We start from the raw sequence: 24,634 nt of genomic DNA, 5'->3' as shown, positions 1-24,634 counted from the left end.
TCGGCGCCGCACGTGGTCCGGTGGTGAGCCTGCCCGCGGGGCCTGCGGGGGCGTCCGCGACAATGGTCGGGTGAGCCGAGCATCCCTGGACAAGCAACCGACCGACGTCGCCACGATGTTCGACGACGTGGCGGCCAAGTACGACCTCACCAACGACGTACTCTCCCTCGGTCAGGCGCGGTTGTGGCGCCGGGCCGTCGCGCAGGCGGTCGACGCGCGCGCCGGTGAGCGCGTGCTCGACCTCGCGGCCGGCACCGGCACCTCCTCGATGCCGTTCGCCACGGCGGGGGCCTTCACCGTGCCGAGCGACTTCTCGCTCGGCATGCTCGGCGAGGGCAAGAAGCGGCACCCCTGGATGCCGTTCACCGCGGGCGACGCCACGGCGCTGCCCTTCGCCGACGGCGTCTTCGACGCGGTGACGATCTCGTTCGGGCTGCGGAACGTGCAGGACGTCGACGCGGCGCTCCGCGAGATGCACCGGGTGACGAAGCCCGGAGGGCGGTTCGTCCTCTGCGAGTTCAGCCAGCCGGTGTGGACGCCGTTCCGCACCGTGTACACCGAGTACCTGATGCGCGCGCTCCCGCCGCTCGCGCGGGCCGTCAGCAGCAGCCCGGACGCGTACGTCTACCTCGCCGAGTCGATCCGCGCCTGGCCGGACCAGCCCGCCATGGCGCGCCGGGTGCAGGAGGCCGGCTGGACGAAGGTGGCGTGGCGCAACCTCACGGGCGGGATCGTGGCGCTGCACCGGGGGTTCAAGGCCGGCGCGTAGGCGGCTTCGGCAACGGCCGCCGCTGTGCGGCTCGTTCGGGTGGCGTCGCCGCGTGTCCGCGACCGGCGGAGTGCGGCGGCGTAGCGTGAGGCCGTACCCGCGCCGTGCGCGCGTCCTGCGACGCGGACCTGCCCGACTCGCGCCGCCCGGCCCGGGCGTCTGCTCGAACGCCACGGGGGACCCTTGCCCACGTCCACCTCACCCTGCCAGGAGTGCGGCACCGCCTCGCCGTCCTCCGCCCGGTACTGCATGGAGTGCGGCACGCCGCTGAGCGGCCGTGAGCGCGGCGACGTTCCACGCCCCGCCGGAGACCGCGACCGACCCGCCTCCGACGGCGGCGGATCGGCGGCCGAAGACGAGGAGCGCGGCGCGGGGGATCGGCCGTCCGCTGCGGTGGACTTGAGGGGGCGACCGGGGGAGTGCGGGGCCGACTTGGGGGTGTCGGCCGGTGCGGGTGGGATGCCGCGTGAGGAGGCTTCGTCCGGGGGCGTCGAGGGGGGACAGGTCAGGGACTCGGCGGGCTCGGCGGGGGTTCCCGCGGCTCGCGGCGGGGCGCCGTGTGCGGGTGCGGAGGAGGATGGGGTAGGGAAGGCGCGGGCGTCGGCCGGCGGGAATACGGGGAGTCAACAGGCGGCGGCAGGTGCCGACTTGGTGATGCCTTCCGCTGCGGAGGCGCCTGACGAGGTTTCGCCCGGGGACGCCCGGCGCGGACGGTGTGACGAGGGATCAGACGGTTGCATGGGCGGCCCCGCCCAGGAGGTGCCTGTGGGCGAGGGGGCGGGCGCGCCGTTGGCTGGTGACGGGGCGCCGGAGTCACGGGCGCCTGCTGTCGTTCCCCCTCGTCCCGTCGGGCCGCCCGCCTCGCCGGAGTCGCCGGAGCCCGCCGTCGTTCCGCCCTGTCCGGCCGGGTCGCCGGAGTCGCGACCGTCGGCCGCTGTCCCGCCTCGTCCCGTCGGGCCGCCCGTCGCCCCGGCGTCCGCCGCCGTCCCGTCGCCCCCACCGGAGCCGCCAGCCCCTGCCGCGGTCCCGCCCCGGCCGGGCGAGCAGTCGGAGCCGGTTCCGCCCCGCCCCGTCGTTCCCCCGCTGCCGCCACACCCCGCGCCCGGCGTCGCCGCGCTCTTCGTTTCGCGGCTGGTGCGGCGGGGCTGGGGTGCTGCGCTGGCGGCCGGGGTCGTGGCTCCGGTCGGGGTGCTGGTGCTTGCCGGGGCCGTATCGGCCTTTGACGAGGGGGAGTTGGGAGAGGTCGGCCGGGTTGCACGTCTCCGGGCGTGGCTCGCCTTGCTGCTCCAGGGGGTCGGGGGAGACGTCTCCGTGCGGTACGGCGACTCCTTCGCGGGAGTCCCGCTCGGTGGGGAGGTCGCGCTCTCGGCGACGCCGCTGGCGGTCACCGCGGTATGGGTGCTGCTGACGGTGCTCACCGCACGTCGCGCGCGCCGGAGGCACGCGGTCGGGACGGCAGCGGAGACGGCGCTGCGGGTCGGTGCGGTGGCGGCCGTCGCCGCGTGGGCGCTGGCGCTGGTCGCCCAACCGAAGGCTGAAGGGGGTGAGTTGAGCGGGGCTCCGTGGTCGGTGCTGCTCTGGTCGTTCGTGCTGACGGTCGTCGCGGTGTGGGTCGCGCTCGCGAGTCGGCCCGCCGTGGAGCGTCCGGGGGCGCGGATGGTCCACGACGTCGCGAGCGGAGCCGGGGCCGGGCTGGTGGGTGCCTCCCTCCTCGCCGGGGCCTCGGTGTGCGGGTATCTCCTCGCGACGCAGCGGGAGTTGGGCGCCGAAGGTGCCGTGGCGCTGCTCCTCGTCCTGCCCAACCTCGGGCTGAACGGGCTGGCGCTCGCCTGGGGTGCCTCCCTCCGCGCCTCGTCCAGGCTCCCCGGGTTGGAGCTGGAGCGGCAGAGCCTCGGCTACGCACAGGCCGGCGATGCCGCCTCCTGGGCGCCGTTCGCCCTCGGCGCGCTCGGCGTCGCCTGTGCGCTGCTCGTCGGGCTCGCACTCGCGCGGCGTTGCAGGGCACGTGCCGAACAGTTGCTCGGCGGCGGCCTGTTCGTCTGCCTCCTCCTCGCTGCGACGGCGGTCGCGGGCGCCCGGATGACGGCGTCCCTCGGCGGCGGGACCGCACCGTACCCGGGAGAGGAGGCGCGCGCGGAGTTCGGTGCCGCGCTCGACGCACTCCTCCTCGCGTCGCTGCTGTGGACGCTGCCTGCCGTACTGCTCGCGCCGTGGCTCCTGCGACTCGCCCGCCGCCCCCGCCCGAACCCGACGTCTCCCCAGGGCACTTGCGCCACCGGAGGCGCCCCGCCGCCGACCGGCAGGCCGCTCGCGCGGACGGTCGCCTGGACGGCCGCCGCTTCCCTCGCCGGCGGCGCGCTCACCGCGGGGCTGCTTTCGGGCTCCCAGAACCAAGACGTGCGCCCCGGCGCCCCACGCGCCTCCGACCCCGAGGAGACTCCTCCCGCCCGCGACGCCGAGTCCCCGGGCTCGTCACCCGTCGACCCGGAGGACGACGGGAAGCCCCCGCCCCCGCCCGGCACCGCCGCGCCCCGGCCCGCCGAGCTGCCCGACGGATTCTCGCTCCGGCGCGACCCGGCCGGGTTCACCGTGGGCGTCATGGACGGCTGGGAGCGCACTGCCGAGGGGACGCGGGTCGACTACGCGCCGCCGACCGGGCCCGAGCGCCTGCGGATCGGCGCCGTCGAGGCCACCGGTGCCTCCCCGCTGGAGAACTTCCGCGCCCTGGAGGAGCAGGCGCAGCACCGCGAGGGCTACGAGCGGCACGAGCTGCGGGCCGACACCTTCCGCGGACGTCCGGGCGCCCGTTGGGAGTTCAGCCACACCGACGAGGAGTCGGGGCGGCGTCTCCACACCGTCGACCAGGCGTACGTCGCCGAGGACGGAACCGAGTACAGCATCCGCTTCGAGGGCCGCGCCGAGGCGTGGGACCCGCACGAGGACGTCGTCCTCAGCACCGCCCTCCACACTTGGGAGGTCCCGGGCGCAGACGGCTGAACCGGCGCCGCACCCCTTCGGCGCGGCCAGGGTGCGGCTGCATAGACTTGCCGCGTCCAGTTCGGACCGTGTCCCCTGCGCGGACACACCACGCCTAGCCTTGCGGGAGTCCTCGTGCCCGAAGCCCACCCGAAGCCGGCCTCCGAGCGGACCGCCGATGTGATCGTCGTCGGGGCCGGGCCCGCCGGTTCCGCCACGGCCTACCACCTCGCCCGCTCCGGACTCGACGTGCTCCTGCTGGAGAAGACGGCGTTCCCCCGCGAGAAGGTCTGCGGGGACGGCCTCACCCCGCGCGCCACCAAGCAGCTCCTCGCCATGGGGATGGACGTCTCCGAGGAGGCGGGCTGGCTGCGCAACAAGGGCCTGCGGATCATCGCGGGCGGCCACCGCCTCCAGATGGAGTGGCCGGAGCTGGCCAGCTTCCCCGACTACGGCCTCGTCCGCCGCCGCGACGACTTCGACGAACAGCTCGCGCGCCAGGCCGAGAAGGCGGGCGCCCGCCTCCACGAGCGCTGCAACGTCGGAGAGCCGATCCTCGACCCGCGTACGGGCCGAATCACCGGCGTGCACGCCAAGTTGGGCGGCCCGGGGGTGCTCAGCAAGGACATGACCCCGGTGACCTTCCACGCGCCGCTCGTCGTCGCGGCCGACGGCAACTCCACGCGGCTCTCGCTGAAGATGGGGCTGCACCGCAGGGAGGACCGCCCCATGGGCGTCGCGGTGCGCACGTACTTCCAGTCGCCCCGGCACGACGACGACTACCTGGAGTCCTGGCTCGAACTCTGGGACCGCCGCGGCGCGCAGGACAAGCTCCTGCCCGGCTACGGCTGGGTCTTCGGGATGGGCGACGGCACCAGCAACGTCGGACTCGGCATCCTCAACACCTCGTCGGCTTTCGGGGAGTTGGACTGGCGGGAGATCCTCAAGGCGTGGTGCGCGTCGATGCCTGAGGAGTGGGGCTACACCCCGGAGAACATGACGGGCGCGATCCGCGGCGCCGCGCTCCCCATGGCCTTCAACCGGCAGCCGCACTACACGCGCGGGCTGCTCCTCGTGGGCGACGCGGGCGGGCTCGTCAACCCGTTCAACGGCGAGGGGATCGCGTACGCGCTGGAGTCGGGCGCGATCGCCGCCGAGACGATCGTGCAGGCGCACGGGCGCAGCACCGCCTCGCAGCGCGAACTCGCCCTCCGCGCCTACCCGAAGGTACTCAAGGAGACCTACGGCGGGTACTACAACATGGGCCGCGCCTTCGTGAAGCTGATCGGCAACCCGAAGATCATGAAGCTCGCCACCGAGCGCGGACTCTCCCACCCGCTGCTGATGCGCTTCACCCTCAAGCTCCTCGCCAACCTCACCGACCCCAGGGGCGGGGACGCGATGGACCGGATCATCAACGGGCTGACGAAGGTCGCGCCCCGGGCGTGAGCCCACCGGCCCCGCGCGGACGCCGAGTTCGGGCGCGGGGCTCTCCCGACGGCGCGCTCCCGGCGTGCGGTTGCTGCCGCGCGTGCGGGGGCGCGCGTCGTTCGCGGGGCTTCTGTGAGGCGTTCCGTGCCGCCGACCGCGGCGGTGGGCCGCCACGCCGGGGAGTCCGTCTCGCCCGCTCCCAGCGGTCCGTGCAGGCCGCTCGGCGGCTCTACACGGCGTGGAGAGAGCAGCCGGCCCCCGGCACGCTCTCGGGGGCATGAGCGTGGCGGGGGCCGGAGTTCGGGCGGGCGGTTCGGTCAGAGGACGCGGACCGCGCCGGTCGGCTGGTCGTAGCTGAGGTCGCGCTCGACGACGCCTGTCGAGGAGTTCTGGGCGCCGATGAACTTGCCGTCGCCCACGTAGACGGCGACGTGGTGCGCACTGCCCGAGCCGCCCCAGTAGAGGATGTCGCCCGGCTGCGCCTCGTCGACGGAGACCTGGGTGCCCGTCGTCGACTGCTGCTGGGACATCCGCGGCAGGTCGACGCCGACCTGCTTGAACGCGGCCGCGGTGAGCCCGGAGCAGTCGTAGGAGGACGGTCCTGTGCCGCCGAGGACGTACGCCTTGCCGACCTGGGCGCGCAGGAAGCTGAGGACCTCGGCGGCGGAGCCGCTGCCGGCCTCGGTCGAGGCGGGCGTGGACTGCTCCGAGTCGGTGGCGGAGTCGAGCGTGGTCCGCTCCGAACTCCGGTCGGCGCGGGCCTGTTCGGCACGTTCGCGTGCCTCGGCCTTCCTCGCCGCCTCGGCGCGCTTCTTCGCCTCGGCCTTCTGCTTCGTCTCCTTGGCTTCCTTGTGGGCCGCCGCGGCTGCCTTCTCCTGGGCGACCTGGAGTTCGTAGCGCTCGGCCGAGGTCTCCATCGAGTCGACGGCCTGCTGGGTGGAGCTCGCCAGCTCGCCGGTGAGGGCCGGCATCTCGACGGTCTCTGACGCCTTGCCGCCGCCTGCTTGCGACTTGTCGCCCGCGACGGCCGGGGCGGCTGCCGCGGTGAGGGCGATGGTGCCCATGACGCCACCCGTCATGCCCGCGCGGAGTGCCTTCGGCATCTTCCTCTCGCGGGGCTTCCGGTGGCTGGGGATCTGAGCTTTCGGGGACATGGCTGCAATGCCTAGCAGGCGTGAAACCCGGTGCTCAAGAAAGGTGGAATGCGCCACACCCGACGCGTACACGGCCAGTTGGGGGCTCTCGGACGCCGCTCGGCGAGCCCGCGGAACAGTGATCATTGCCCAACTACGCCGCTGTGACCACGTAGTTGCCCGCAATGCCGGAGTCGTACCGATCGCCTACCACGGGTCTCGTGGGGCGCGCAAAGGTGGCAGTGACTGACGTGAATCTCGGTGGCCGAGGTCACAGCGCACACCCGAACTCTTCGCCCGAAAAGGGCAACTGGGTCCAACCCATGGTTACCGGGGCATCAAGGTGCGTTGGAGCCACTCCGTCTGCGCTCCGCCTGCCCGGTTCGCCTGCCTCTATGCGTCTCCGGGGTGGATTGCTCGTCCGACGGTTCCGTGAAGGGACGGAGGGCGCCGGGTGAAGGCCGGACGCGGCCCGGAGGTTTGGCCCCCGCACCGGGGGAACCCGGGGGACCGAGGTGATCCCCATGCCCGAACCCGGCAGCAAGAGCTACGACATCCAGCGGTCCCGCCGCCGCAAGGAGGCGAAGGACGAGTCGGGCGCCTCCGGGCAGGAGGCGAACGAGGAAGCCAAGCAGGACCTCGAGAAGGACCCGCACTGGCGCCCCTCCGGGCCGCGGAACGAACGCGGAAGGGGGCCGAAGGGGGAGCGGCCCTGAGGGGGTCCGGATGCGGCAAGAGGGGTGCCGCCCGAGCGGCTCCCTGGTCCCGTCTTACGGGAACTGAAGTTGCGGCCCCTGCGGGACGGCTCCCGTACGGTCAGTTCCGTAGCCACCGCGCGAACGGCTCCGCGCCGGTGGCAGTGGCGGGCAGTAACGAGCAGCGCCCCACTTTCCGGCCGCCGGGAAGCGGAAGGACGCGCGCGGAGCCGTGCGTGAAGTACTTCTCCGTCGCGGTGATCAGGTAGGCAACAGCCCTGTGTTCTCGGGCGTGAGACGGGCTGGTCGGCGTGAGGTGACGTGGCGGAGCCCCTGGTCGATGGCGCAGTGCACCCACTCATCACTCGCCCCGGGGCAAGCGTCAAGCTGGGGCAGTTGCACAAGCTGCCCAACGGCACCTTCACCGCGCGCGTCAACTCGGGCCGGGGGCCGCCTGGTTACCGGCAAGTGGCTGTACCGGGTCGTGTCTTCCTCGGCACCGTTCGGCGTCGGTGGTGTCCGAGGGACAGCGGCGACGGTTGCATGGCGGGCTTCACGCGGTGCGCACCGTTCCGAGGGTCGACCGTTCTGGGCGTCACCAACTATGCGCACACTTATGGAACTTGGTGGGGCCATGGACCTGCTCGCGCGTAATCGACGACGTGAGCGGTAATCCAGGATTTTGCCGCTCGTGCTCCCACTGCAATAATCCGAACATGTCAGTTAGCCTAAAGCCCCGACCCGCCGTTGTTTTCCGCGCATGGGCCGGTGCTACCATCGCGATGCTTGGAATGGGGCTTGCCGGATGCGCCACCGGCGACGACACCCCCGCATCGCAGAACTCCGAGACTTCGGAAAGCACACAGTCGCCGAGCGCCGGCGAATCCAACACGGCGAATTCCGACGGGACTTCCGGCGCTGCGGCTGAGCGAAAGGTCACGCTCACGGTTCAGGGGGAAAAGGACAACGCCATGGTCAAGGCCCTGGTGATTACCGCAGACGGCAAGGAGACCGGGGGACGGATGGTGGACGAAACGCTGCCGTTCTCCAAGAAGGTCAGTCTCCGAACCGAAACTGAGGTAACCAAGGTCCTGATCATCGCCAAGTACCGTCATGGGGCGACCGGCGAACTTTCCTGTGACATCAGCATCGACGGCAAGAGCCTTGCCAGCAACACATCCACCACTCACAAGCCAGCCCGATGCTTTTTCGTGGACAAGTGAGGGTTTCTCAGCAAGATGACCTTCGTGGCGGGTGAACGCCGTCGGGGTGGCGTGGTGTTGTCGGGGCATCCCTGTGAAAAGACATGGGCGGGTGGCCAAGAGGGGGCTTGCCTCCGGAACCCCACAGGTCCCGGCGTGACAGTCTCCCGTCACCGGGCTCCTATCAATCTCACCGTCAGAACTCCGGGCCATCGCTAGTACGCGAAGAAGCGCGGGCACTGGCGAGTCGTGCGCTTCCGAGCGGCGTGCGCTTTGTTGGAGGTCCTCAGCGTCTGTACTTCCCCATCCGGCGCACCAGGTAGACGTTCATGCGTTTGGGCAGCGGATATGGCCGACCCGTTGAAGCGGCAGTCGTGATTCATCCACGCCGACAAGGTCCTGCTCGGACAGGGAGGCGTGGCGACGCAGCCTCCACGACCACACTGTCTTGCTCATCCTCCGTATGTCATTCACGGAGACTCCCGGTTCGAAGCCCGTGAAGACGGCCCTCTGCCTCCTGCGTACTTCCGTGTCCGGAACGTGGGTCGGGCACCCGAACGTCGTGTGCTCGAAGGAGTCTTGTCGCTTTCCGGCCTTGCAGTAGACGATCCAAGTCTCCCGGGCGCAGTCGCAGTCCGACCTGTTCCATCCGCTCGCCGATTGCTGTGACCGGCATTCTGGCCTGACTCACGCTGCCCGCACCACCGTGTCGTCGACGTACCGCTCGAACGGCACCACCGGGAATCGTCAGGCCACTCGTCGAACGCCTGATGCAGGAACAGGTTGGTCAGCAGGGGCGAACCGCCGCTCCCCGAGAGTGTCGAAGCATGCTGGTGGGGCGTGACCGGTGTGACGACTCGGCAGTTCGCGAGGGTATGGGTACGTGGACGATGAGTCGTGGGTTCTGGCCGAGCCGTTGCCACGGTGGCCGGAGCGGTCGTCGTGGCCGCGACCGCGCGGCGGCTCATCCCCGACGCTGGACGGATCATGGTCCGCTGCGTGCCCAGGGCTCGACCCGCTCGGTGGCCTTCGACAACACCGGAGGTCACCTGACGGGCCGTACTCGCGAGTTGTTCGGTTTCGTGCCGCTCCGAAGCGCAGGGGGAAGCGGTCGCAGCTCGCGGTGCCGCACAGCAGACCGGCGATGAGTCGGCTTCCGGCACGTTTCCGCAACGAGAAGCACGCCCGATACAGCCGTGTCCCGAGGCATTGGCAGGGCGTTCGCTGATGCGTCCCGGTCGGCACGGATGCGAGCAAGTGCAGGGTCGTGCGAGTCCTGCCCTGATGTCGCTGACACCGGCGGTGTACGAACTCCCGGGAGCGCTGGGCCGGTTCGCCGTGCGGCGCGGGAACCGTGTCCTGCACGGCGGACGTGGGTTCACCGTCGTCGCTCGCTGCCCGGAACGGCCCACGGCCGGGCGGCGTCACCGCCACGCCGCCCGTATTCCTCCTTTCGAGCGTCAACTCCCCCCGGATCACCTTGTGTTGGCGTTCACGAGTGCACGAGACATGCTCTTCCGTGCGGAGGGCTGCGCGGGTGTGCACGGGCCGAGAGGGCTGGTGTAACGGCCACTTACCACCCCGCTGTGTCCGGCGCGAATTTGCCTATGCCGACAACTGCTGCTAAGCAAACGCACTTTGCGCGGCCGTATGCATGGCTGATGGTCACCGCAGGTGATCATGCACGGTCTTTGCGTATGAAGATCGTTAAGTGGTTGCTGAACTGAGAAGGTGTCAGGTGGTGGAGATCACAAAGGCGTTGGCGTACCCCGTGTCGCAGATCACAGAGCACCGGGCTTAGGATGCCTGCGAAGAGGGCTTGTGAACTGCCTCACATAGGAGCGATCTTCTATGCGCGGACGTGCTCAGCGGTCGAAGGGAAGGAGCGGGGAGCGGTGAACGCCTATACGCCAATCCTTGTACTGGGAGCGCTCGGAACGCTTTTCGCGGTCGGCTCCGTGGCGGTGGCCGCGCTCGTCGGGCCGAAGCGGTACAACCGCGCCAAGCTGGAGGCGTACGAGTGCGGTATCGAGCCGACGCCGCAGCCGGAGGGCGGCGGGCGCTTCCCGGTGAAGTACTACCTCACGGCGATGCTCTTCATCATCTTCGACATCGAGATCGTCTTTCTCTACCCGTGGGCCGTCCACTTCGACTCGCTCGGGATGTTCGGGTTCGTGGAGATGCTGGTCTTCGTCGCCCTCATCGGCATCGCCTACGCCTACGACTGGCGCCGGGGCGGCCTGGAATGGGACTAGGGGCAGAACGGGCGCCGAGGGACGCGGGGCCGCCGGCCTCGGCGCCGCATCCGGAACCGACGCGAGCCGCGGCACCGGCGGCACCGGTGAGAGGGGCGATCTGAATGGGACTCGAAGAGAAACTCCCGAGCGGCTTCCTGCTCGGCACCGTCGAGCAGTTGGCCGGGTGGGCGCGCAAGTCGTCGATGTTCCCGGCGACCTTCGGGCTCGCCTGCTGCGCCATCGAGATGATGACGACCGGTGCGGGCCGCTACGACCTCGCGCGGTTCGGCATGGAGGTCTTCCGCGGCTCCCCGCGGCAGGCCGACCTCATGATCGTCGCGGGGCGGGTGAGCCAGAAGATGGCGCCGGTGCTGCGGCAGGTCTACGACCAGATGCCGAACCCCAAGTGGGTCATCTCCATGGGCGTCTGCGCCTCCTCGGGCGGGATGTTCAACAACTACGCCATCGTCCAGGGCGTCGACCACGTCGTGCCCGTCGACATCTACCTCCCCGGCTGCCCGCCCCGGCCCGAGATGCTGATGGACGCGATTCTCAAGCTCCACCAGAAGATCCAGGGCGGCAAGCTCGGCGTGAACCAGCAGGAGGCGGCGCGCGAGGCCGAGGAGGCCGCACGCAACGCGCTGCCGACGATCGAGATGAAGGGGCTGCTGCGATGAGCGCGGCGAGCGGCGAGCCGCGGGAGGACGCCCCCGCCGAGGAGCCGGCCCGGAGGGACGAGGCGGGCGAGGCGATCGCCGTCCGCCGCGGCATGTTCGGCGCCAACAACGGCGGGGACACCACCGGTTACGGCGGCCTCGTACGCACCGTCCGCCTGCCGGGGCCGAGCGAGCGCCCCTACGGCGGTCCCCGCGGGCGCTCGGGGCACGGCGAGTTCGACGAGGTGGCCGACGAGTTGGAGGGCGCCCTGGAGGAGCAGGGGCTCGCACCGGCCGAGGTGATCGAGAAGACCGTCGTCGACCGCGGCGAAGTCACCTTCCACATCGCCCGCGCGCACCTGCCGGCCGTGGCGCGGACGCTCAGGGACGACCCGGCGCTCCGCTTCGAGCTGTGCACCGGCGTGAGCGGCGTGCACTTCCCCGGGGACGCGGGCCGCGAGCTCCACGCCGTCTACCACATGCGGTCGCTCACCCATAACCGCCTGATCCGGCTGGAGGTGAGCGCGCCCGACGCCGATCCGCACGTCCCCTCGATCGTCGACGTCTACCCCACCAACGACTGGCACGAGCGGGAGGTCTACGACTTCTTCGGCCTGCTCTTCGACGGCCACCCGGCACTCACCCGGATCATGATGCCGGACGACTGGCAGGGCTTCCCGCAGCGCAAGGACTACCCGCTCGGCGGCATCCCCGTCGAGTACAAGGGCGCCCAGATCCCGGCTCCCGACCAGCGGAGGTCGTACAGCTGATGTCCAACACCCAAGCCACGGCGGGAATCCGCGAGACGACCGAGGGCCCGGTCTACGACGTCACGGGCGGTGACTGGGACCGTATCGCCGAGGAGATCGCCAAGAACGACGACGAGCGCATCATCGTCAACATGGGCCCCCAACACCCGTCCACGCACGGGGTGTTGCGGCTGATCCTGGAGATCGACGGCGAGACCGTCACCGAGGCGCGGTGCGGCATCGGGTACCTCCACACCGGTATCGAGAAGAACCTCGAATACCGCACGTGGACCCAGGGCACGACCTTCGTGACGCGGATGGACTACCTCACGCCGTTCTTCAACGAGGCGGCCTACTGCCTCGCCGTGGAGCGGCTCCTCGGCATCGAGGACGACGTCCCCGACCGCGCCAACGTCATCCGCGTACTGATGATGGAGCTCAACCGGCTCTCCTCGCACCTGGTCGCCATCGCCACGGGCGGCATGGAGCTCGGCGCCACCACGGTGATGATCTTCGGCTTCCGGGACCGCGAACTCTGCCTCGATCTCTACGAGTTGATCACCGGGCTGCGGATGAACAGCGCCTACATCCGCCCCGGCGGCCTCTCGCAGGACCTGCCGGCCGGGTCCGTCGACGCCATCCGCGAGTTCGTCAAGAAGATGCGGAAGAACCTCGTCGAGTACGACAAGCTCTGCTCGGGAAACCCCGTCTTCAAGGCGCGCCTGAAGGACATCGGCCACCTCGACCTCTCCGGCTGCATGGCCCTCGGCATCACAGGACCCGTCCTCCGCTCGGCCGGCCTCCCGCACGACCTGCGCAAGGCGCAGCCCTACTGCGGCTACGAGAACTACGACTTCGAGGTCCCGACGACCGACACCGCCGACTCCTACGGGCGCTTCCTGCTGCGCCTGGAGGAGATGCGCGAGTCCCTGCGCATCATCGAGCAGTGCGTCGACCGCCTGGAGCCGGGCCCCGTGATGGTCGGCGACAAGAAGATCGCCTGGCCGGCCCAACTCGCCCTGGGACCTGACGGATTGGGCAACTCGCTCGACCACATCAAGAACATCATGGGCACCTCGATGGAGGCGCTCATTCACCATTTCAAGCTGGTCACCGAGGGGTTCAGGGTCCCACCGGGCCAGGCGTACGCGGCGGTCGAGTCGCCCAAGGGCGAACTGGGCGCGCACGTCGTCAGCGACGGCGGCACCCGCCCCTACCGGGTGCACTTCCGCGACCCGTCGTTCACCAACCTGGAGGCCGTGGCCGCGATGTGCGAGGGCGGCATGGTCGCCGACGTCATCGTGGCGGTCGCCTCCATCGACCCGGTCATGGGAGGCGTCGACCGATGACGGATGCGAGCAAGGAGACCGCACGGGAGGGGGCCGGGACGGCTCCCAGCTCGGAGCCGCCGATCCTCGGCATCCCCAAGATGCCCCCGCCCGACTACCCGCCCGAGGTGCGCGAGCGCCTCACCGCCGACGCGAAAGAGATCGTCGCGCGCTACCCGGACAGCCGTTCCGCGCTGCTGCCGCTGCTCCACCTCGTGCAGTCCGAGGAGGGCCATGTGACGCGCACGGGGCAGCGGTTCTGCGCCGAGATGCTCGGGCTCACCACGGCCGAGGTAAACGCGGTCGCCACCTTCTACACCATGTACCGCCGCAAGCCGTCGGGCGACTACCAGGTCGGCGTCTGCACCAACACCCTGTGCGCGGTCCTCGGCGGCGACGCCATCTTCGAGCGCCTCCAGGACCACCTCGGCGTCGGCAACAGCGAGACGACCGAGGACGGCAAGATCACGCTGGAGCACATCGAGTGCAACGCGGCGTGCGACTACGCACCGGTCGTGATGGTCAACTGGGAGTTCTTCGACGACCAGACCCCCGACTCGGCGACCGCACTCGTCGACCAACTCCGCGCCGGAGACAGCGTCGAGCCGACGAGGGGCGCTCCGCTGTGCACCTTCAAGGAGACCGCCCGCATCCTCGCCGGCTTCCCCGACACCCGGGAGGGCGCGGTGGAGGCGTCGGGCGGTGCCGGGCACGCCTCCCTCGCCGGGTTGCGGCTCGCCAAGGGCGAGGCGCAGCCGGCCGGTGAGCGGGTGGTCGCCCCGCGCGACGCAGAGGAGGGGGAGTGATGTCGGTGGAGACCCAAGTCGACGAGACCAGCCCGTCGGGGCTGCTCTCACCGGTGCTCTCGGCCTTCTGGGACGAGGCCGAGCCCTGGACCATGGCCACCTACCGCAGGCACGGCGGCTACTCCGCCGTCCGCAAGGCCCTGGAGATGGACCCGGACGACCTCATCGCCTACGTCAAGGACGCCGGTCTGCGCGGCCGCGGCGGCGCGGGCTTCCCGACGGGCATGAAGTGGCAGTTCATCCCGCAGGGCGACGACAAGCCGCACTACCTCGTCGTCAACGCCGACGAGTCGGAGCCGGGCACCTGCAAGGACATCCCGCTGCTCTTCGCCAACCCGCACTCGCTCGTCGAGGGCATCGTCATCGCCTGCCACGCGATCCGCTCCTCCCATGCGTTCATCTACCTCAGGGGCGAGGCCGTGCCCGTGCTCCGCCGGCTCCACGAGGCGGTGCGCGAGGCGTACCAGGAGGGGTACCTCGGCAAGGACGCGCTCGGCCCCGGACGCGACCTGGAGCTGACGGTGCACGCGGGCGCCGGCGCGTACATCTGCGGGGAGGAGACGGCGCTCCTCGACTCGCTCGAGGGCCGCAGGGGGCAGCCCAGGCTGCGCCCGCCCTTCCCCGCCGTCGCCGGTCTGTACGCATGCCCCACGGTGGTGAACAACGTCGAGTCGATCGCCTCGGTTCCCGCGCTGATCGAGCGGGGCAAGGAGTGGTTCCGCTCGATGGGGAGCGAGAAGTCCCCCGGCTTCACCCTCTACTCCCTCAGCGGGCACGTCGCCCGCCCGGGGCAGTACGAGGCGCCGCTCGGCATCACCATGCGTCAACTCCTCGACGCCACGGGCGGGATGCGCCCGGGACACCGGTTGAAGTTCTGGACCCCCGGCGGCTCCTCCACCCCGATGCTCACCGACGAGCACCTCGACACCCCCCTCGACTACGAGGGCGTCGGCGCCGCCGGCTCGATGCTCGGCACCAAGGCGCTCCAGTGCTTCGACGAGACCACCTGCGTGGTGCGCGCCGTCACGCGGTGGACCGAGTTCTACGCGCACGAGTCCTGCGGCAAGTGCACGCCCTGCCGCGAAGGGACGTACTGGCTCGTCCAGTTGCTCCGCGACGTCGAGGCGGGCAAGGCGTCGAGGGACGACCTCGCGAAGATCGAGGACATCGCCGACAACGTCAACGGCAAGTCCTTCTGCGCCCTCGGCGACGGCGCCGCCGCGCCGATCTTCTCCTCGATGAAGTTCTTCCGCGAGGAGTACGAGCAGCACGTGACGGGCGGAGGCTGCCCCTTCGACCCCGCGCACTCCACCGCCTGGGCCGACCGGCCGGGCTCCGCCCACCTGGAGGTGAACGCGTGACCGCGCCCACCGCGCCTGCCTCCACGGGGGGCGGGCAGCAGGAACCGCCGCCGGAGGATCTGGTCACCCTGACCATCGACGGCGCCGAAATCTCCGTGCCCAAGGGCACGTTGGTGATCCGCGCCGCCGAGCAGCTCGGCATCGAGATCCCCCGCTTCTGCGACCATCCGCTCCTCGACCCGGCAGGCGCCTGCCGGCAGTGCATCGTCGAGGTGGAGGGCCAGCGCAAGCCGATGGCCTCGTGCACGATCCAGTGCACGGACGGCATGGTCGTCTCGACGCAGCTCTCCTCGCCCGTCGCGGAGAAGGCGCAGCGCGGCGTGATGGAGCTGCTCCTCATCAACCATCCGCTCGACTGCCCGGTCTGCGACAAGGGCGGGGAGTGCCCGCTCCAGAACCAGGCGATGTCGACGGGGAGCGCCGAGTCCCGGTTCGAGGGGCAGAAGCGGACCTTCGCCAAGCCGGTGCCGATCTCGCCGCAGGTCCTCCTCGACCGCGAGCGGTGCGTGCTCTGCGCCCGCTGCACCCGCTTCTCCCAGCAGATCGCCGGCGACCCGATGATCGAGCTGCTGGAGCGCGGCGCCCTCCAGCAGGTGGGCACGGGCGAGGACGAGCCCCTGGAGTCGTACTTCTCGGGGAACACCATCCAGATCTGCCCGGTGGGCGCCCTCACCTCCAAGGCGTACCGGTTCCGCTCCCGCCCGTTCGACCTCGTCTCCTCGCCCTCGGTCTGCGAGCACTGCGCCGGCGGCTGCGCGACGCGCACCGACCACCGGCGCGGCAAGGTGATGCGCCGCCTCGCCGCCGCCGACCCCGAGGTGAACGAGGAGTGGCTCTGCGACAAGGGCCGCTTCGGCTTCCGCTACGCCCAGCAGACGGACCGCCTCGACCAGCCCCTGGTCCGCGGCGAGGACGGCGAACTCGCCCGCGCGAGCTGGCCGGAGGCGCTCGCCGCCGCCGCTGCCGGCCTCGCTTCCGCCGGGAGCACGGGCGTCCTCACCGGCGGCCGGCTCACGGTCGAGGACTCCTACGCGTACGCGAAGTTCGCCCGCGTGGCGCTCGGCACCAACGACGTCGACTTCCGCGCCCGGGCGCACTCGGCCGAGGAGACGGCGTTCCTCGCGGCCCGCGTCGCGGGGCGCGGCGTCGACCTCGACGGCACGGGCATCACCTACACCGCGCTGGAGCAGGCGCCCGCCGTCCTCCTCGCCGGGCTGGAGGCGGAGGAGGAGGCGCCCGGCGTCTTCCTGCGGCTGCGCAAGGCGCACCGCAAGCACGGCCAACGCACCTTCGCGCTGGCGCCGTTCGCCACCCGCGGCCTGGAGAAGGCCGGCGGCACGCTGCTGCCGGCCGCGCCCGGCACCGAGACGGAGTGGCTCGACGCGCTCGCCGGCGGCGTCGGCCTCGACGCGCTCGGCGAGGAGGCCGCAGCCGCGCTCCGCACCGAGGGCTCGGTGCTGGCGGTCGGCGAGCGGCTCGCCGCCGTGCCCGGTGGGCTGACGGCGGCCGTCCGCGCGTCCGCGGCCATCGGTGCCCGGCTCGTCTGGATTCCGCGCCGCGCCGGCGAGCGGGGCGCGCTGGAGGCCGGCGCCTTCCCCGCGCTGCTGCCCGGCGGGCGCCGGGTCGTCGACGCCGCCGCGCGCGCGGAGGTCGCGCGCGAGTGGGGTGTGGCGCAGCTCCCCGAGCGGCCCGGCAGGTCCGCGGAGGAGATCCTGCGGGCCGCCGCCGAGGGGCAGTTGGGCGCGCTCGTGGTCGGCGGGGTCGGCCTGGAGGACCTGCCCGAGCCCGCGCAGGCGAGGGAGGCGCTCGGCAAGGCGGGGTTCGTCGTCAGCCTGGAGCTGCGGCCCAGCGAGGTGACGGCGCTCGCCGACGTCGTGCTGCCGGTCTCGGCCGTCGCGGAGAAGGCCGGCACCTTCCTCAACTGGGAGGGCAGGGCGCGGATGTTCGAGGCCGCGATCAAGCCCGATCAGGTGACGAGGCGCCACGTCCAGCCCGACGGCCGCGTCCTCCACATGCTCGCCGACGCGCTCGACGTCCACCTCGGGCTCCCCGATGTGGCCACCTCCCGCGCCGAGTTGGACCGCCTGGGCAGCCGCCCGCAGTCCGGCACGGCCGAGGTGCCGCGGGAGAAGGGCAGCAGGGGGCTGCCGCAGCCCGGCGCGGGCGAGGCGGTCCTCTCGGGGCACCGGCTGCTCCTCGACCGCGGCCGCCTCCAGGAGGGGGACGAGGCCCTCGCCGCCACCCGGCACCGCGCGGTCGCCCGGCTCTCCGCGGCGACAGCGGCCGAGGCCGGCGTCGCCGACGGCGAGGAGCTCGCCGTCTCGGGGCCCGCCGGCGAGGTCAGGCTGCCGCTCCAGGTGACGCGGATGCCGGACCGGGTGGTCTGGCTGCCGCTCAACTCCACGGGCGGCGGCGTCGGTTCGGACACCGGAGCACGGCCGGGCGAGCTCGTCTCGCTCGGCGTACCGTCCCAGCGCGGCGCGGCCGCCGGGCATGAGGAGGTGGGCGCGTGAACGCCCTCGCACAGGTGCCGTCGGTGGGCCTGCCCCCGGTCGCCCCGTCGGACGCGTCGCTGCTCGCGGCCGAGGACCTCTCGATGTTCGGCAACGACCCGTTCTGGCTGATCCTGCTGAAGGCGGTCTTCTGCTTCGCCTTCCTGATGGTGACGGTGATCCTCTCCATCGTCATGGAGCGGAAGATCGTCGGCTGGATGCAGTTGCGCGTCGGGCCCAACAGGGCAGGGCCCTGGGGCATGCTCCAGTCGCTCGCCGACGCCATCAAGCTGATGCTCAAGGAAGACGTCGTCGTCAAGGGCTCGGACAAGGCCGTCTACATCCTCGCGCCGATCCTCGGTGCGATCCCGGCCTTCATGGCGATCGCGGTGATCCCCTTCGGGCCGCCAGGCAACGAGGTCTCGATCTTCGGCACCCGCACGGCACTTCAGCTCACCGACCTGCCCGTGGCGATCCTCTTCATCCTCGCCACCTCGTCGATCGCCGCGTACGGCGTGGTGCTCGCCGGGTGGTCGTCGGGGTCGACGTACCCGCTCCTCGGCGGGGTCCGCGCGACGGCGCAGATCATCTCCTACGAGATCGCGATGGGGCTGAGCTTCGCCGCCGTCTTCCTGCACTCCGGTTCCATGTCGACGTCGACGATCGTCGGTTCGCAGGCGGACGGCTGGTTCGCGTGGCTGCTGCCGGTGTCGTTCCTCATCTACCTCGTCTCGATGGTCGGTGAGGCGCACCGTGCGCCGTTCGACATGCCGGAGTCCGAGGGCGACCTCGTCGCGGGGTTCCAGACCGAGTACTCCTCGATCAAGTTCGCCTTCTTCATGCTCACCGAGTACATCCACATGGTCACCGTCTCGGCGTTGGCGGTCACTCTCTTCCTCGGCGGCTGGCGGGCTCCGGCGCCGATCTCGACGGTGTGGGAGGGCGCCAACCACGGCTGGTGGCCGATGCTCTGGTTCACGGCCAAGGTCGCGGTGCTCCTCTTCTTCTTCATCTGGATTCGCGGCTCGCTCCCGCGCACCCGCTACGACCAGTTCATGAAGCTCGGTTGGAAGGTCCTCATCCCGATCGCGCTGGTCTGGCTGATGCTCGTCGCCGGGGTGCGCGCGATGCGCAACGAGGGCTGGGAGTACAGCGAGGTCGTCTACTGGGTCGCCGGCACCGCACTGGTACTGCTGCTGATCACGTTCGTCGTCGACACCTTCAGGGAGCGCGGCGAGCGGGCGAAGGAAGCGGACGAGGCGCGGCGCGCGTCGGAGGAACCCTTCGACCCGATGGCCGGCGGCTTCCCCGTACCACCGCTGCCAGGGCAGCAGTTGCCACCGGTCCCGCGCAGGCCGTCTCGCGCGGACAGGGACCGCGAGCCCGTCCGCGTCGGCGGCGAGGAGCCGTCGGACGGCGAAGCCGAAGAGGCGCCCGCAGAAGGAAAGACGAGCGACGAAAGGGGGAGCGACGGTGCCTGACAATCCCGTGGCCGGCTTCGGCGTGACCTTCAAGGGCATGTTCAAGAAGCGGCTCACCGAGCAGTACCCGGAGTACAAGAAGCAGACGGCGCCCCGCTTCCACGGCAGGCACCAGCTCAACCGCCACCCGGACGGCCTGGAGAAGTGCATCGGCTGCGAGCTGTGCGCCTGGGCCTGTCCCGCCGACGCCATCTACGTCGAGGGTGCGGACAACACCGACGAGGAGCGGTACTCGCCGGGCGAGCGGTACGGCCGCGTCTACCAGATCAACTACCTGCGCTGCATCCTGTGCGGGCTCTGCGTCGAGGCGTGCCCCACCCGGGCGCTCACCATGACCAACGAGTACGAACTCGCCGACTCCTCCCGCGAGTCGCTCATCTACACCAAGGAAGAGCTCCTCACGGGCCTCACCGAGGAGATGGTCGACTCGCCGCACGCCATCTACCCGGGCATGACGGAGAAGGACTACTACCGCGGACTCGTCACCGAGGCGGCGCCCGGCACCGAGCAGCAGGTGGCGTACTCCAAGGGAGCGGAGCCCGCGGGCGACGCCGAAGGGCGGTCGTGATGCAGCTCCTCGCCGAGACGGCGACCTCCACGGGCGAGGCGGTGCAGTTCTGGGTGCTCGGCACGGTCGCGGTGATCGGCGGCCTGTGCACCGTGCTGCTGCGGCGCGCGGTCCACGCGGCGCTCTGCCTCGCCGGCACCATGATCGTCCTGGCGCTCTTCTACCTCGCCAACGGCGCCTACTTCCTCGGCATCGTTCAGATCGTCGTCTACACGGGCGCCGTGATGATGCTCTTCCTCTTCGTGCTGATGCTCGTCGGCGTCAGCGCGGCCGACTCCCTCAAGGAGACGCTCAAGGGCCAGCGGCTCCTCGCCGCCTGCTGCGGCCTCGGGCTCGGCATCCTGCTCATCGCGGGGATCGGGCAGATCTCCGTCGGCGGGTTCACCGGACTCTCCGAGGCCAACGCGGGCGGCAACGTCCCCGCGATCGCGACGCTCCTCTTCACCCGCTACGTCGCCGCCTTCGAGGTCGTCGGCGCGCTGCTGACGGTCGCCGCCGTCGGTGCGACGCTCCTCTCCCACCGGGAGCGGATCGAGCGCACCAAGACCCAGCGGGAGCAGGCCGAGGAGCGGGTGCGCGGAGGCGTGCAGCTCCCGCCGCTGCCCGCACCCGGCGTCTACGCACGGCACAACGCCGTCGACCGCCCGGCGCTGCTGCCCGACGGCACGCCTGCGGAGCTCAGCGTCAACCCGACGCTGCGGCAACGCGGGCAGATCCGCGAGGTGGGCCCGGAGGCGCTCGCCACGCTGGCGGCGCTGGAGCAGCGCACCGCAGACCACCACGGCCGCTCGCGGGAGGAGCGACCCCGGACCCAAGGCAACCTGCCGGAGGGACACGGGGGTTCGAACCTCGATGAGCAGGAGGCGCCCAAGTGAGCCCGATCAACTACGTCTACCTCGCCGCGCTGCTCTTCACCATCGGCGCAGCCGGCGTCCTGATCCGGCGCAACGCCATCGTGGTCTTCATGTGCATCGAGCTGATGCTCAACGCGTCCAACCTGGCGCTCGTCGCCTTCTCGCGGATGCACGGCAACCTCGACGGCCAGATCATGGCGTTCTTCGTGATGGTCGTCGCCGCGGCGGAGGTGGTCGTCGGCCTGGCGATCATCGTGATGCTCTACCGCGCCCGCCACTCGGCCTCCGTCGACGACGCCAGCCTGATGAAGCTGTAAGGGGTACGTACCAGTGGAGTCATTGATCGGACTGCTCGTCGGCGCCCCCCTGTTGGGCGCGGCGGTACTGCTCGTCGGCGGGCGCCGCCTCGACCGCGTCGGGCACTGGCTGGCCTCGGCGCTCGCCGCGGTCTCCTTCGTGCTGGGCGCCGTGCTCTTCGCCGAGCTCCTCGGCCGGAGCACCGACGACCGCACCCTGCACTCGCACCTCTTCAGTTGGGTGCCCGTCGAGGGGTTCCAGGCGGACGTCGCCTTCCAACTCGACCAGCTCTCCATGGTGTTCGTGCTGCTGATCACCGGGGTGGGAACACTCATCCACCTCTACTCGATCGGCTACATGGAGCACGACGAGCGCCGCCGGAGGTTCTTCGGCTACCTCAACCTCTTCCTCGCGGCGATGCTGCTGCTCGTCCTCGCCGACAACTACCTTCTGCTCTACGTCGGTTGGGAGGGCGTCGGCCTCGCCTCCTACCTGCTCATCGGGTTCTGGCAGCACAAGCCGACGGCGGCAGCGGCGGCGAAGAAGGCGTTCCTCGTCAACCGCGTCGGCGACGCCGGTCTTGCGATCGCGATCTTCCTGATGTTCACCACCTTCGGCAGCTTCGCCATCGCGCCCGTCGCCGAGGCGGCAGGGGAGGCGGGCCAGGGCACGCTGACGGCGATCGGGCTGATGCTGCTCCTCGCCGCGTGCGGCAAGTCGGCCCAAGTGCCGCTCCAGTCCTGGCTCGGCGACGCGATGGAGGGCCCGACTCCGGTCTCGGCGCTCATCCACGCCGCCACGATGGTCACCGCGGGCGTCTACCTCATCACCCGCTCCGGCGCGCTCTTCAACGCGGCGCCCGACGCGCAGACGGTCGTGGTCGTCGTCGGCGCGGTGACGCTCCTCTTCGGGGCGCTCGTCGGTTGTGCGAAGGACGACATCAAGAAGGCCCTCGCCGGCTCGACGATGTCGCAGATCGGGTACATGATCCTCGCCGCCGGACTCGGGCCGATCGGCTACGCGTTCGCCATCATGCACCTGGTGACGCACGGCTTCTTCAAGGCGGGCCTCTTCCTCGGCGCCGGCTCGGTGATGCACGGCATGAACGACGAGGTGGACATGCGCCGCTACGGCGGCCTGCGGAAGTACATGCCGGTCACCTTCGTCACCTTCGGCCTCGGCTACCTCGCCATCATCGGGTTCCCCTACCTCTCCGGGTTCTTCTCCAAGGACCAGATCATCGAGGCGGCGTTCGCCAAGGGCGGCACCCAGGGCTGGATTCTCGGCGCCGTCACCCTGCTCGGCGCCGCCATCACCGCGTACTACATGACGCGCGTGATGCTGATGACCTTCTTCGGCGAGAAGCGGTGGAAGCCCGACGCCGAGGGGAACATGCCGCACCCGCACGAGTCCCCGAAGACGATGACGATCCCGATGGTGGTCCTCGCCTTCGGCTCGGTCTTCGCTGGCGGCCTCTTCAAGCTCAACGACTCCTTCGTGCACTGGCTGGAGCCGGTGGTGAGCCTGGAGCACGGCCACTCGCCGGTGAGCGCGGGCACGGTGACGGCCGCGACGATCGTCGCGCTCGTCCTCGGCGTCGGCGCGGCCTGGCTCCAGTACGGCAGGCGACCCGTGCCGGCCGAGGCGCCGCGGGGCTCGCTGCTCACCAGGGCGGCCCGACGCGACCTGCTCCAGGACGACTTCAACCACGTCGTCCTCGTGCGCGGCGGCGAGCACCTCACCCGCAGCCTCGTCTACCTCGACGGCAAGGTCGTCGACGGCGCGGTCAACGGGGTGGCCGCCGGGTTCGGCGGCCTCTCGGGGCGGCTGCGGCGGCTCCAGAACGGGTTCGCCCGCTCCTACGCGGTATCGATGTTCGGCGGTGCGGCGGTGCTGGTCGCCGCCACCCTGCTGATGAGGGCGGTCTAGATGTCAACTTTCCCCTTGCTCACCACGACCGCCGTCGTGCCGGCGGTCGGCGCGATCGCCACGGCCGCGACGCCGGCGGCGAAGCGCACGGCGGCGAAGTGGCTGGCGCTGCTCTTCTCGCTCGCCACCCTCGTCCTCGCCGCCGTCGTCCTCGCCCGGTTCGACCCGGGCGGCGGCCGGTACCAACTCACCGAGTCCCACTCGTGGATCGCCGACTTCGGCGTCCGCTACGAGCTCGGCGTCGACGGCATCGGCGCCGTACTGATCGCCCTCACCGCGCTCCTCGTCCCCTTCGTCATCGGCGCCGGCTGGCACGACGCGGAACCGGCCGAGGGTGCGCAGGAGACGGGCCGGCGCTGGCGCCCCACGCAAGGGTTCTTCGCGCTGATCCTGGCGGTCGAGGCGATGGTGGTGATCTCCTTCGCCGCCACCGACGTCTTCCTCTTCTACCTCTTCTTCGAAGCGATGCTCATCCCGATGTACTTCCTCATCGGGGGCTTCGGGGACCGCGCGCACGCCGCGGGCGAGGACGAGGGCGCCAAGCAACGCTCCTACGCGGCCGTCAAGTTCCTCCTCTACAACCTCGCGGGCGGGCTCCTCATGCTCGCCGCGCTGATCGGCCTCTACGTCGTCAGCGCCGACCAGCTCGGCGAGGGCACCTTCTCGCTCCAGCAGCTCACCCAGGCCCGCGCCGACGGCGAGCTGACGATGGCGACCAACACGGAACGCCTGCTCTTCCTCGGCTTCTTCGTCGCCTTCGCCATCAAGGCACCGCTGTGGCCGCTGCACACCTGGCTGCCGAACGCGATGGGCGAGGCGACCGCACCCGTCGCCGTGCTCATCACGGCCGTCGTCGACAAGGTCGGCACCTTCGCGATGCTGCGGTTCTGCCTCGGCCTCTTCCCCGGCGCCAGCGAGTGGGCCACCCCCGTGGTGCTCGTCCTCGCCCTGGTGAGCATCCTCTACGGGGCGCTCCTCGCCGTCGGCCAGCGGGACATCAAGCGGCTCATCGCCTACGCGTCGATCTCGCACTTCGGCTTCATCATCCTCGGCGTCTTCGCGATGACGAGCCAGGGCCAGGGCGGCGCGACGCTGTACATGGTCTTCCACGGCATCTCCACCGCGGCGCTGATGCTCGTCGCCGGGTTCCTCATCTCCCGGCGGGGCAGCCGCCTCATCGCCGACTACGGCGGGGTGCAGAAGGTCGCACCCGTCCTCGCGGGGACCTTCCTCGTCGGCGGGCTCGCCACCCTCTCGCTGCCCGGACTCGCCCCGTTCGTCAGCGAGTTCCTCGTCCTCGTCGGGACGTTCAGCCGCTACCCGGCGGCCGGGATCGTCGCCACGGCCGGCATCATCCTCGCCGCGCTCTACGTCCTGCTGCTCTACCAGCGGACGATGACGGGCCCGCTCGTCAAGGCCGAAGTGAAGGCGATCCCCGACCTGAAGGTGCGCGAACTCGCCGTCGTCGCACCGCTGATCGCCCTGCTGATCGTCCTCGGCGTCTACCCGAAGCCGCTCACCTCGGTCGTCAACCCGGCCGTCGAGCACTCCCTCTCCGACGTGCAGAAGAACGATCCGCGTCCGGACCATCCGGTGGCCGAGCACGGCGGGGCGTCCACCGACAAGACCGACCACCGTGGAGGTGAGCACGAGTGAGCGCGGTGGCGATC

General features: G+C 70.9%; 19 protein-coding genes. 18 read left to right on the top strand and 1 reads right to left on the bottom strand.

What is annotated here, in order from left to right; all coding sequences use genetic code 11:
* Positions 1-70: 70 nt before the first annotated feature.
* The 3 genes from F603_RS0117045 (at position 71) to F603_RS0117035 (ending at position 5,194) form a co-directional block, all read left to right on the top strand.
* Complete coding sequence (locus F603_RS0117045; protein ID WP_026328489.1) at positions 71-769, top strand: demethylmenaquinone methyltransferase; 699 nt, start codon at positions 71-73, stop codon at positions 767-769.
* Between the two features lie 1,173 nt (positions 770-1,942).
* Positions 1,943-3,766, top strand: coding sequence for a hypothetical protein (locus F603_RS0117040; protein ID WP_158678651.1), 1,824 nt, complete (start codon positions 1,943-1,945; stop codon positions 3,764-3,766).
* Positions 3,767-3,880: 114 nt separating this feature from the next.
* A complete protein-coding gene (locus F603_RS0117035; protein ID WP_019547192.1) occupies positions 3,881-5,194 on the top strand; it encodes a geranylgeranyl reductase family protein in 1,314 nt (437 codons plus the stop codon).
* 299 nt (positions 5,195-5,493) lie between these two features.
* Here the strand turns inward: F603_RS0117035 and F603_RS0117030 are convergent, their stop codons facing one another.
* Positions 5,494-6,330 carry a C40 family peptidase gene (locus F603_RS0117030; protein WP_026328487.1) on the bottom strand — a complete coding sequence of 279 codons (837 nt, stop codon included), beginning with the start codon at positions 6,328-6,330 and terminating at the stop codon, positions 5,494-5,496.
* Positions 6,331-6,833: 503 nt separating this feature from the next.
* Here F603_RS0117030 and F603_RS0117025 point away from each other — a divergent pair.
* From F603_RS0117025 to F603_RS0116955, 15 genes are all read left to right on the top strand, one after another.
* The gene (locus tag F603_RS0117025) at positions 6,834-7,025 is read left to right on the top strand and encodes a hypothetical protein (RefSeq protein WP_019547190.1); all 192 of its coding nucleotides are present in this window, start codon (positions 6,834-6,836) and stop codon (positions 7,023-7,025) included.
* A gap of 695 nt (positions 7,026-7,720) precedes the next feature.
* Entirely contained in the window at positions 7,721-8,227 is a 507-nt protein-coding gene (locus F603_RS35110; protein ID WP_158678650.1) for a hypothetical protein, read from the top strand.
* A 1,874-nt stretch (positions 8,228-10,101) separates the two neighbouring features.
* Entirely contained in the window at positions 10,102-10,461 is a 360-nt protein-coding gene (locus F603_RS0117015) for an NADH-quinone oxidoreductase subunit A (RefSeq protein WP_019547188.1), read from the top strand.
* A 104-nt stretch (positions 10,462-10,565) separates the two neighbouring features.
* Positions 10,566-11,120 (top strand): NuoB/complex I 20 kDa subunit family protein, encoded by a 555-nt coding sequence (locus F603_RS0117010; RefSeq protein WP_016909539.1) that lies wholly within the window; start codon positions 10,566-10,568, stop codon positions 11,118-11,120.
* A complete protein-coding gene (locus F603_RS0117005; protein WP_019547187.1) occupies positions 11,117-11,869 on the top strand; it encodes an NADH-quinone oxidoreductase subunit C in 753 nt (250 codons plus the stop codon). Before F603_RS0117010 ends, F603_RS0117005 begins: the two co-directional genes overlap by 4 nt.
* On the top strand, positions 11,869-13,197 hold the full coding sequence (locus F603_RS0117000; protein WP_019547186.1) for an NADH-quinone oxidoreductase subunit D: 1,329 nt from the start codon (positions 11,869-11,871) through the stop codon (positions 13,195-13,197). Before F603_RS0117005 ends, F603_RS0117000 begins: the two co-directional genes overlap by 1 nt.
* An 80-nt stretch (positions 13,198-13,277) precedes the next feature.
* Positions 13,278-13,982 carry an NADH-quinone oxidoreductase subunit NuoE gene (gene nuoE, locus F603_RS0116995; protein ID WP_037956269.1) on the top strand — a complete coding sequence of 235 codons (705 nt, stop codon included), beginning with the start codon at positions 13,278-13,280 and terminating at the stop codon, positions 13,980-13,982.
* Positions 13,982-15,343 carry an NADH-quinone oxidoreductase subunit NuoF gene (gene nuoF / locus F603_RS0116990; RefSeq protein WP_016909543.1) on the top strand — a complete coding sequence of 454 codons (1,362 nt, stop codon included), beginning with the start codon at positions 13,982-13,984 and terminating at the stop codon, positions 15,341-15,343. Before nuoE ends, nuoF begins: the two co-directional genes overlap by 1 nt.
* Complete coding sequence (locus tag F603_RS0116985) at positions 15,340-17,856, top strand: NADH-quinone oxidoreductase subunit G (RefSeq protein WP_019547184.1); 2,517 nt, start codon at positions 15,340-15,342, stop codon at positions 17,854-17,856. The genes nuoF and F603_RS0116985 overlap by 4 nt, the downstream gene beginning before the upstream one ends.
* A gap of 83 nt (positions 17,857-17,939) precedes the next feature.
* Positions 17,940-19,316, top strand: a complete 1,377-nt coding sequence (gene nuoH / locus F603_RS0116980; protein ID WP_245600811.1) for an NADH-quinone oxidoreductase subunit NuoH — start codon at positions 17,940-17,942, stop codon at positions 19,314-19,316.
* On the top strand, positions 19,309-19,884 hold the full coding sequence (nuoI, locus tag F603_RS0116975; RefSeq protein WP_019547182.1) for an NADH-quinone oxidoreductase subunit NuoI: 576 nt from the start codon (positions 19,309-19,311) through the stop codon (positions 19,882-19,884). Before nuoH ends, nuoI begins: the two co-directional genes overlap by 8 nt.
* Complete coding sequence (locus tag F603_RS0116970; RefSeq protein ID WP_019547181.1) at positions 19,884-20,759, top strand: NADH-quinone oxidoreductase subunit J; 876 nt, start codon at positions 19,884-19,886, stop codon at positions 20,757-20,759. Before nuoI ends, F603_RS0116970 begins: the two co-directional genes overlap by 1 nt.
* Positions 20,756-21,055, top strand: coding sequence for an NADH-quinone oxidoreductase subunit NuoK (gene nuoK / locus F603_RS0116965; protein WP_016909548.1), 300 nt, complete (start codon positions 20,756-20,758; stop codon positions 21,053-21,055). The genes F603_RS0116970 and nuoK overlap by 4 nt, the downstream gene beginning before the upstream one ends.
* A gap of 13 nt (positions 21,056-21,068) precedes the next feature.
* Positions 21,069-22,964: an NADH-quinone oxidoreductase subunit L gene (nuoL, locus tag F603_RS0116960; protein ID WP_026328483.1), complete on the top strand. Its 1,896-nt coding sequence runs from the start codon at positions 21,069-21,071 to the stop codon at positions 22,962-22,964.
* Positions 22,965-24,620 carry an NADH-quinone oxidoreductase subunit M gene (locus tag F603_RS0116955; RefSeq protein ID WP_019547179.1) on the top strand — a complete coding sequence of 552 codons (1,656 nt, stop codon included), beginning with the start codon at positions 22,965-22,967 and terminating at the stop codon, positions 24,618-24,620. It begins immediately after the preceding gene.
* The last annotated feature ends 14 nt before the right edge of the window (positions 24,621-24,634 follow it).

The sequence above is a fragment of the Streptomyces sulphureus DSM 40104 genome, assembly GCF_000381025.1.
Lineage (GTDB): Bacteria > Actinomycetota > Actinomycetes > Streptomycetales > Streptomycetaceae > Streptomyces > Streptomyces sulphureus.
The sequence above is the reverse complement of the archived record's forward strand: the minus strand, read 5'-3'. Positions and strand labels throughout refer to the sequence as shown.

Coding starts and splice junctions, on each gene's coding strand:
- F603_RS0117010 (WP_016909539.1), top strand. CDS start 10,566: ATGGGACTCGAAGAGAAACTCCCGAGCGGCTTCCTGCTCGGCACCGTC.
- nuoF (WP_016909543.1), top strand. CDS start 13,982: ATGTCGGTGGAGACCCAAGTCGACGAGACCAGCCCGTCGGGGCTGCTC.
- F603_RS0117030 (WP_026328487.1), bottom strand. CDS start 6,330: ATGTCCCCGAAAGCTCAGATCCCCAGCCACCGGAAGCCCCGCGAGAGG.
- nuoE (WP_037956269.1), top strand. CDS start 13,278: ATGCCCCCGCCCGACTACCCGCCCGAGGTGCGCGAGCGCCTCACCGCC.
- F603_RS0116970 (WP_019547181.1), top strand. CDS start 19,884: ATGCAGCTCCTCGCCGAGACGGCGACCTCCACGGGCGAGGCGGTGCAG.
- F603_RS35110 (WP_158678650.1), top strand. CDS start 7,721: ATGTCAGTTAGCCTAAAGCCCCGACCCGCCGTTGTTTTCCGCGCATGG.
- F603_RS0116955 (WP_019547179.1), top strand. CDS start 22,965: ATGTCAACTTTCCCCTTGCTCACCACGACCGCCGTCGTGCCGGCGGTC.
- nuoH (WP_245600811.1), top strand. CDS start 17,940: ATGTTCGGCAACGACCCGTTCTGGCTGATCCTGCTGAAGGCGGTCTTC.
- F603_RS0117000 (WP_019547186.1), top strand. CDS start 11,869: ATGTCCAACACCCAAGCCACGGCGGGAATCCGCGAGACGACCGAGGGC.
- F603_RS0117005 (WP_019547187.1), top strand. CDS start 11,117: ATGAGCGCGGCGAGCGGCGAGCCGCGGGAGGACGCCCCCGCCGAGGAG.
- F603_RS0117025 (WP_019547190.1), top strand. CDS start 6,834: ATGCCCGAACCCGGCAGCAAGAGCTACGACATCCAGCGGTCCCGCCGC.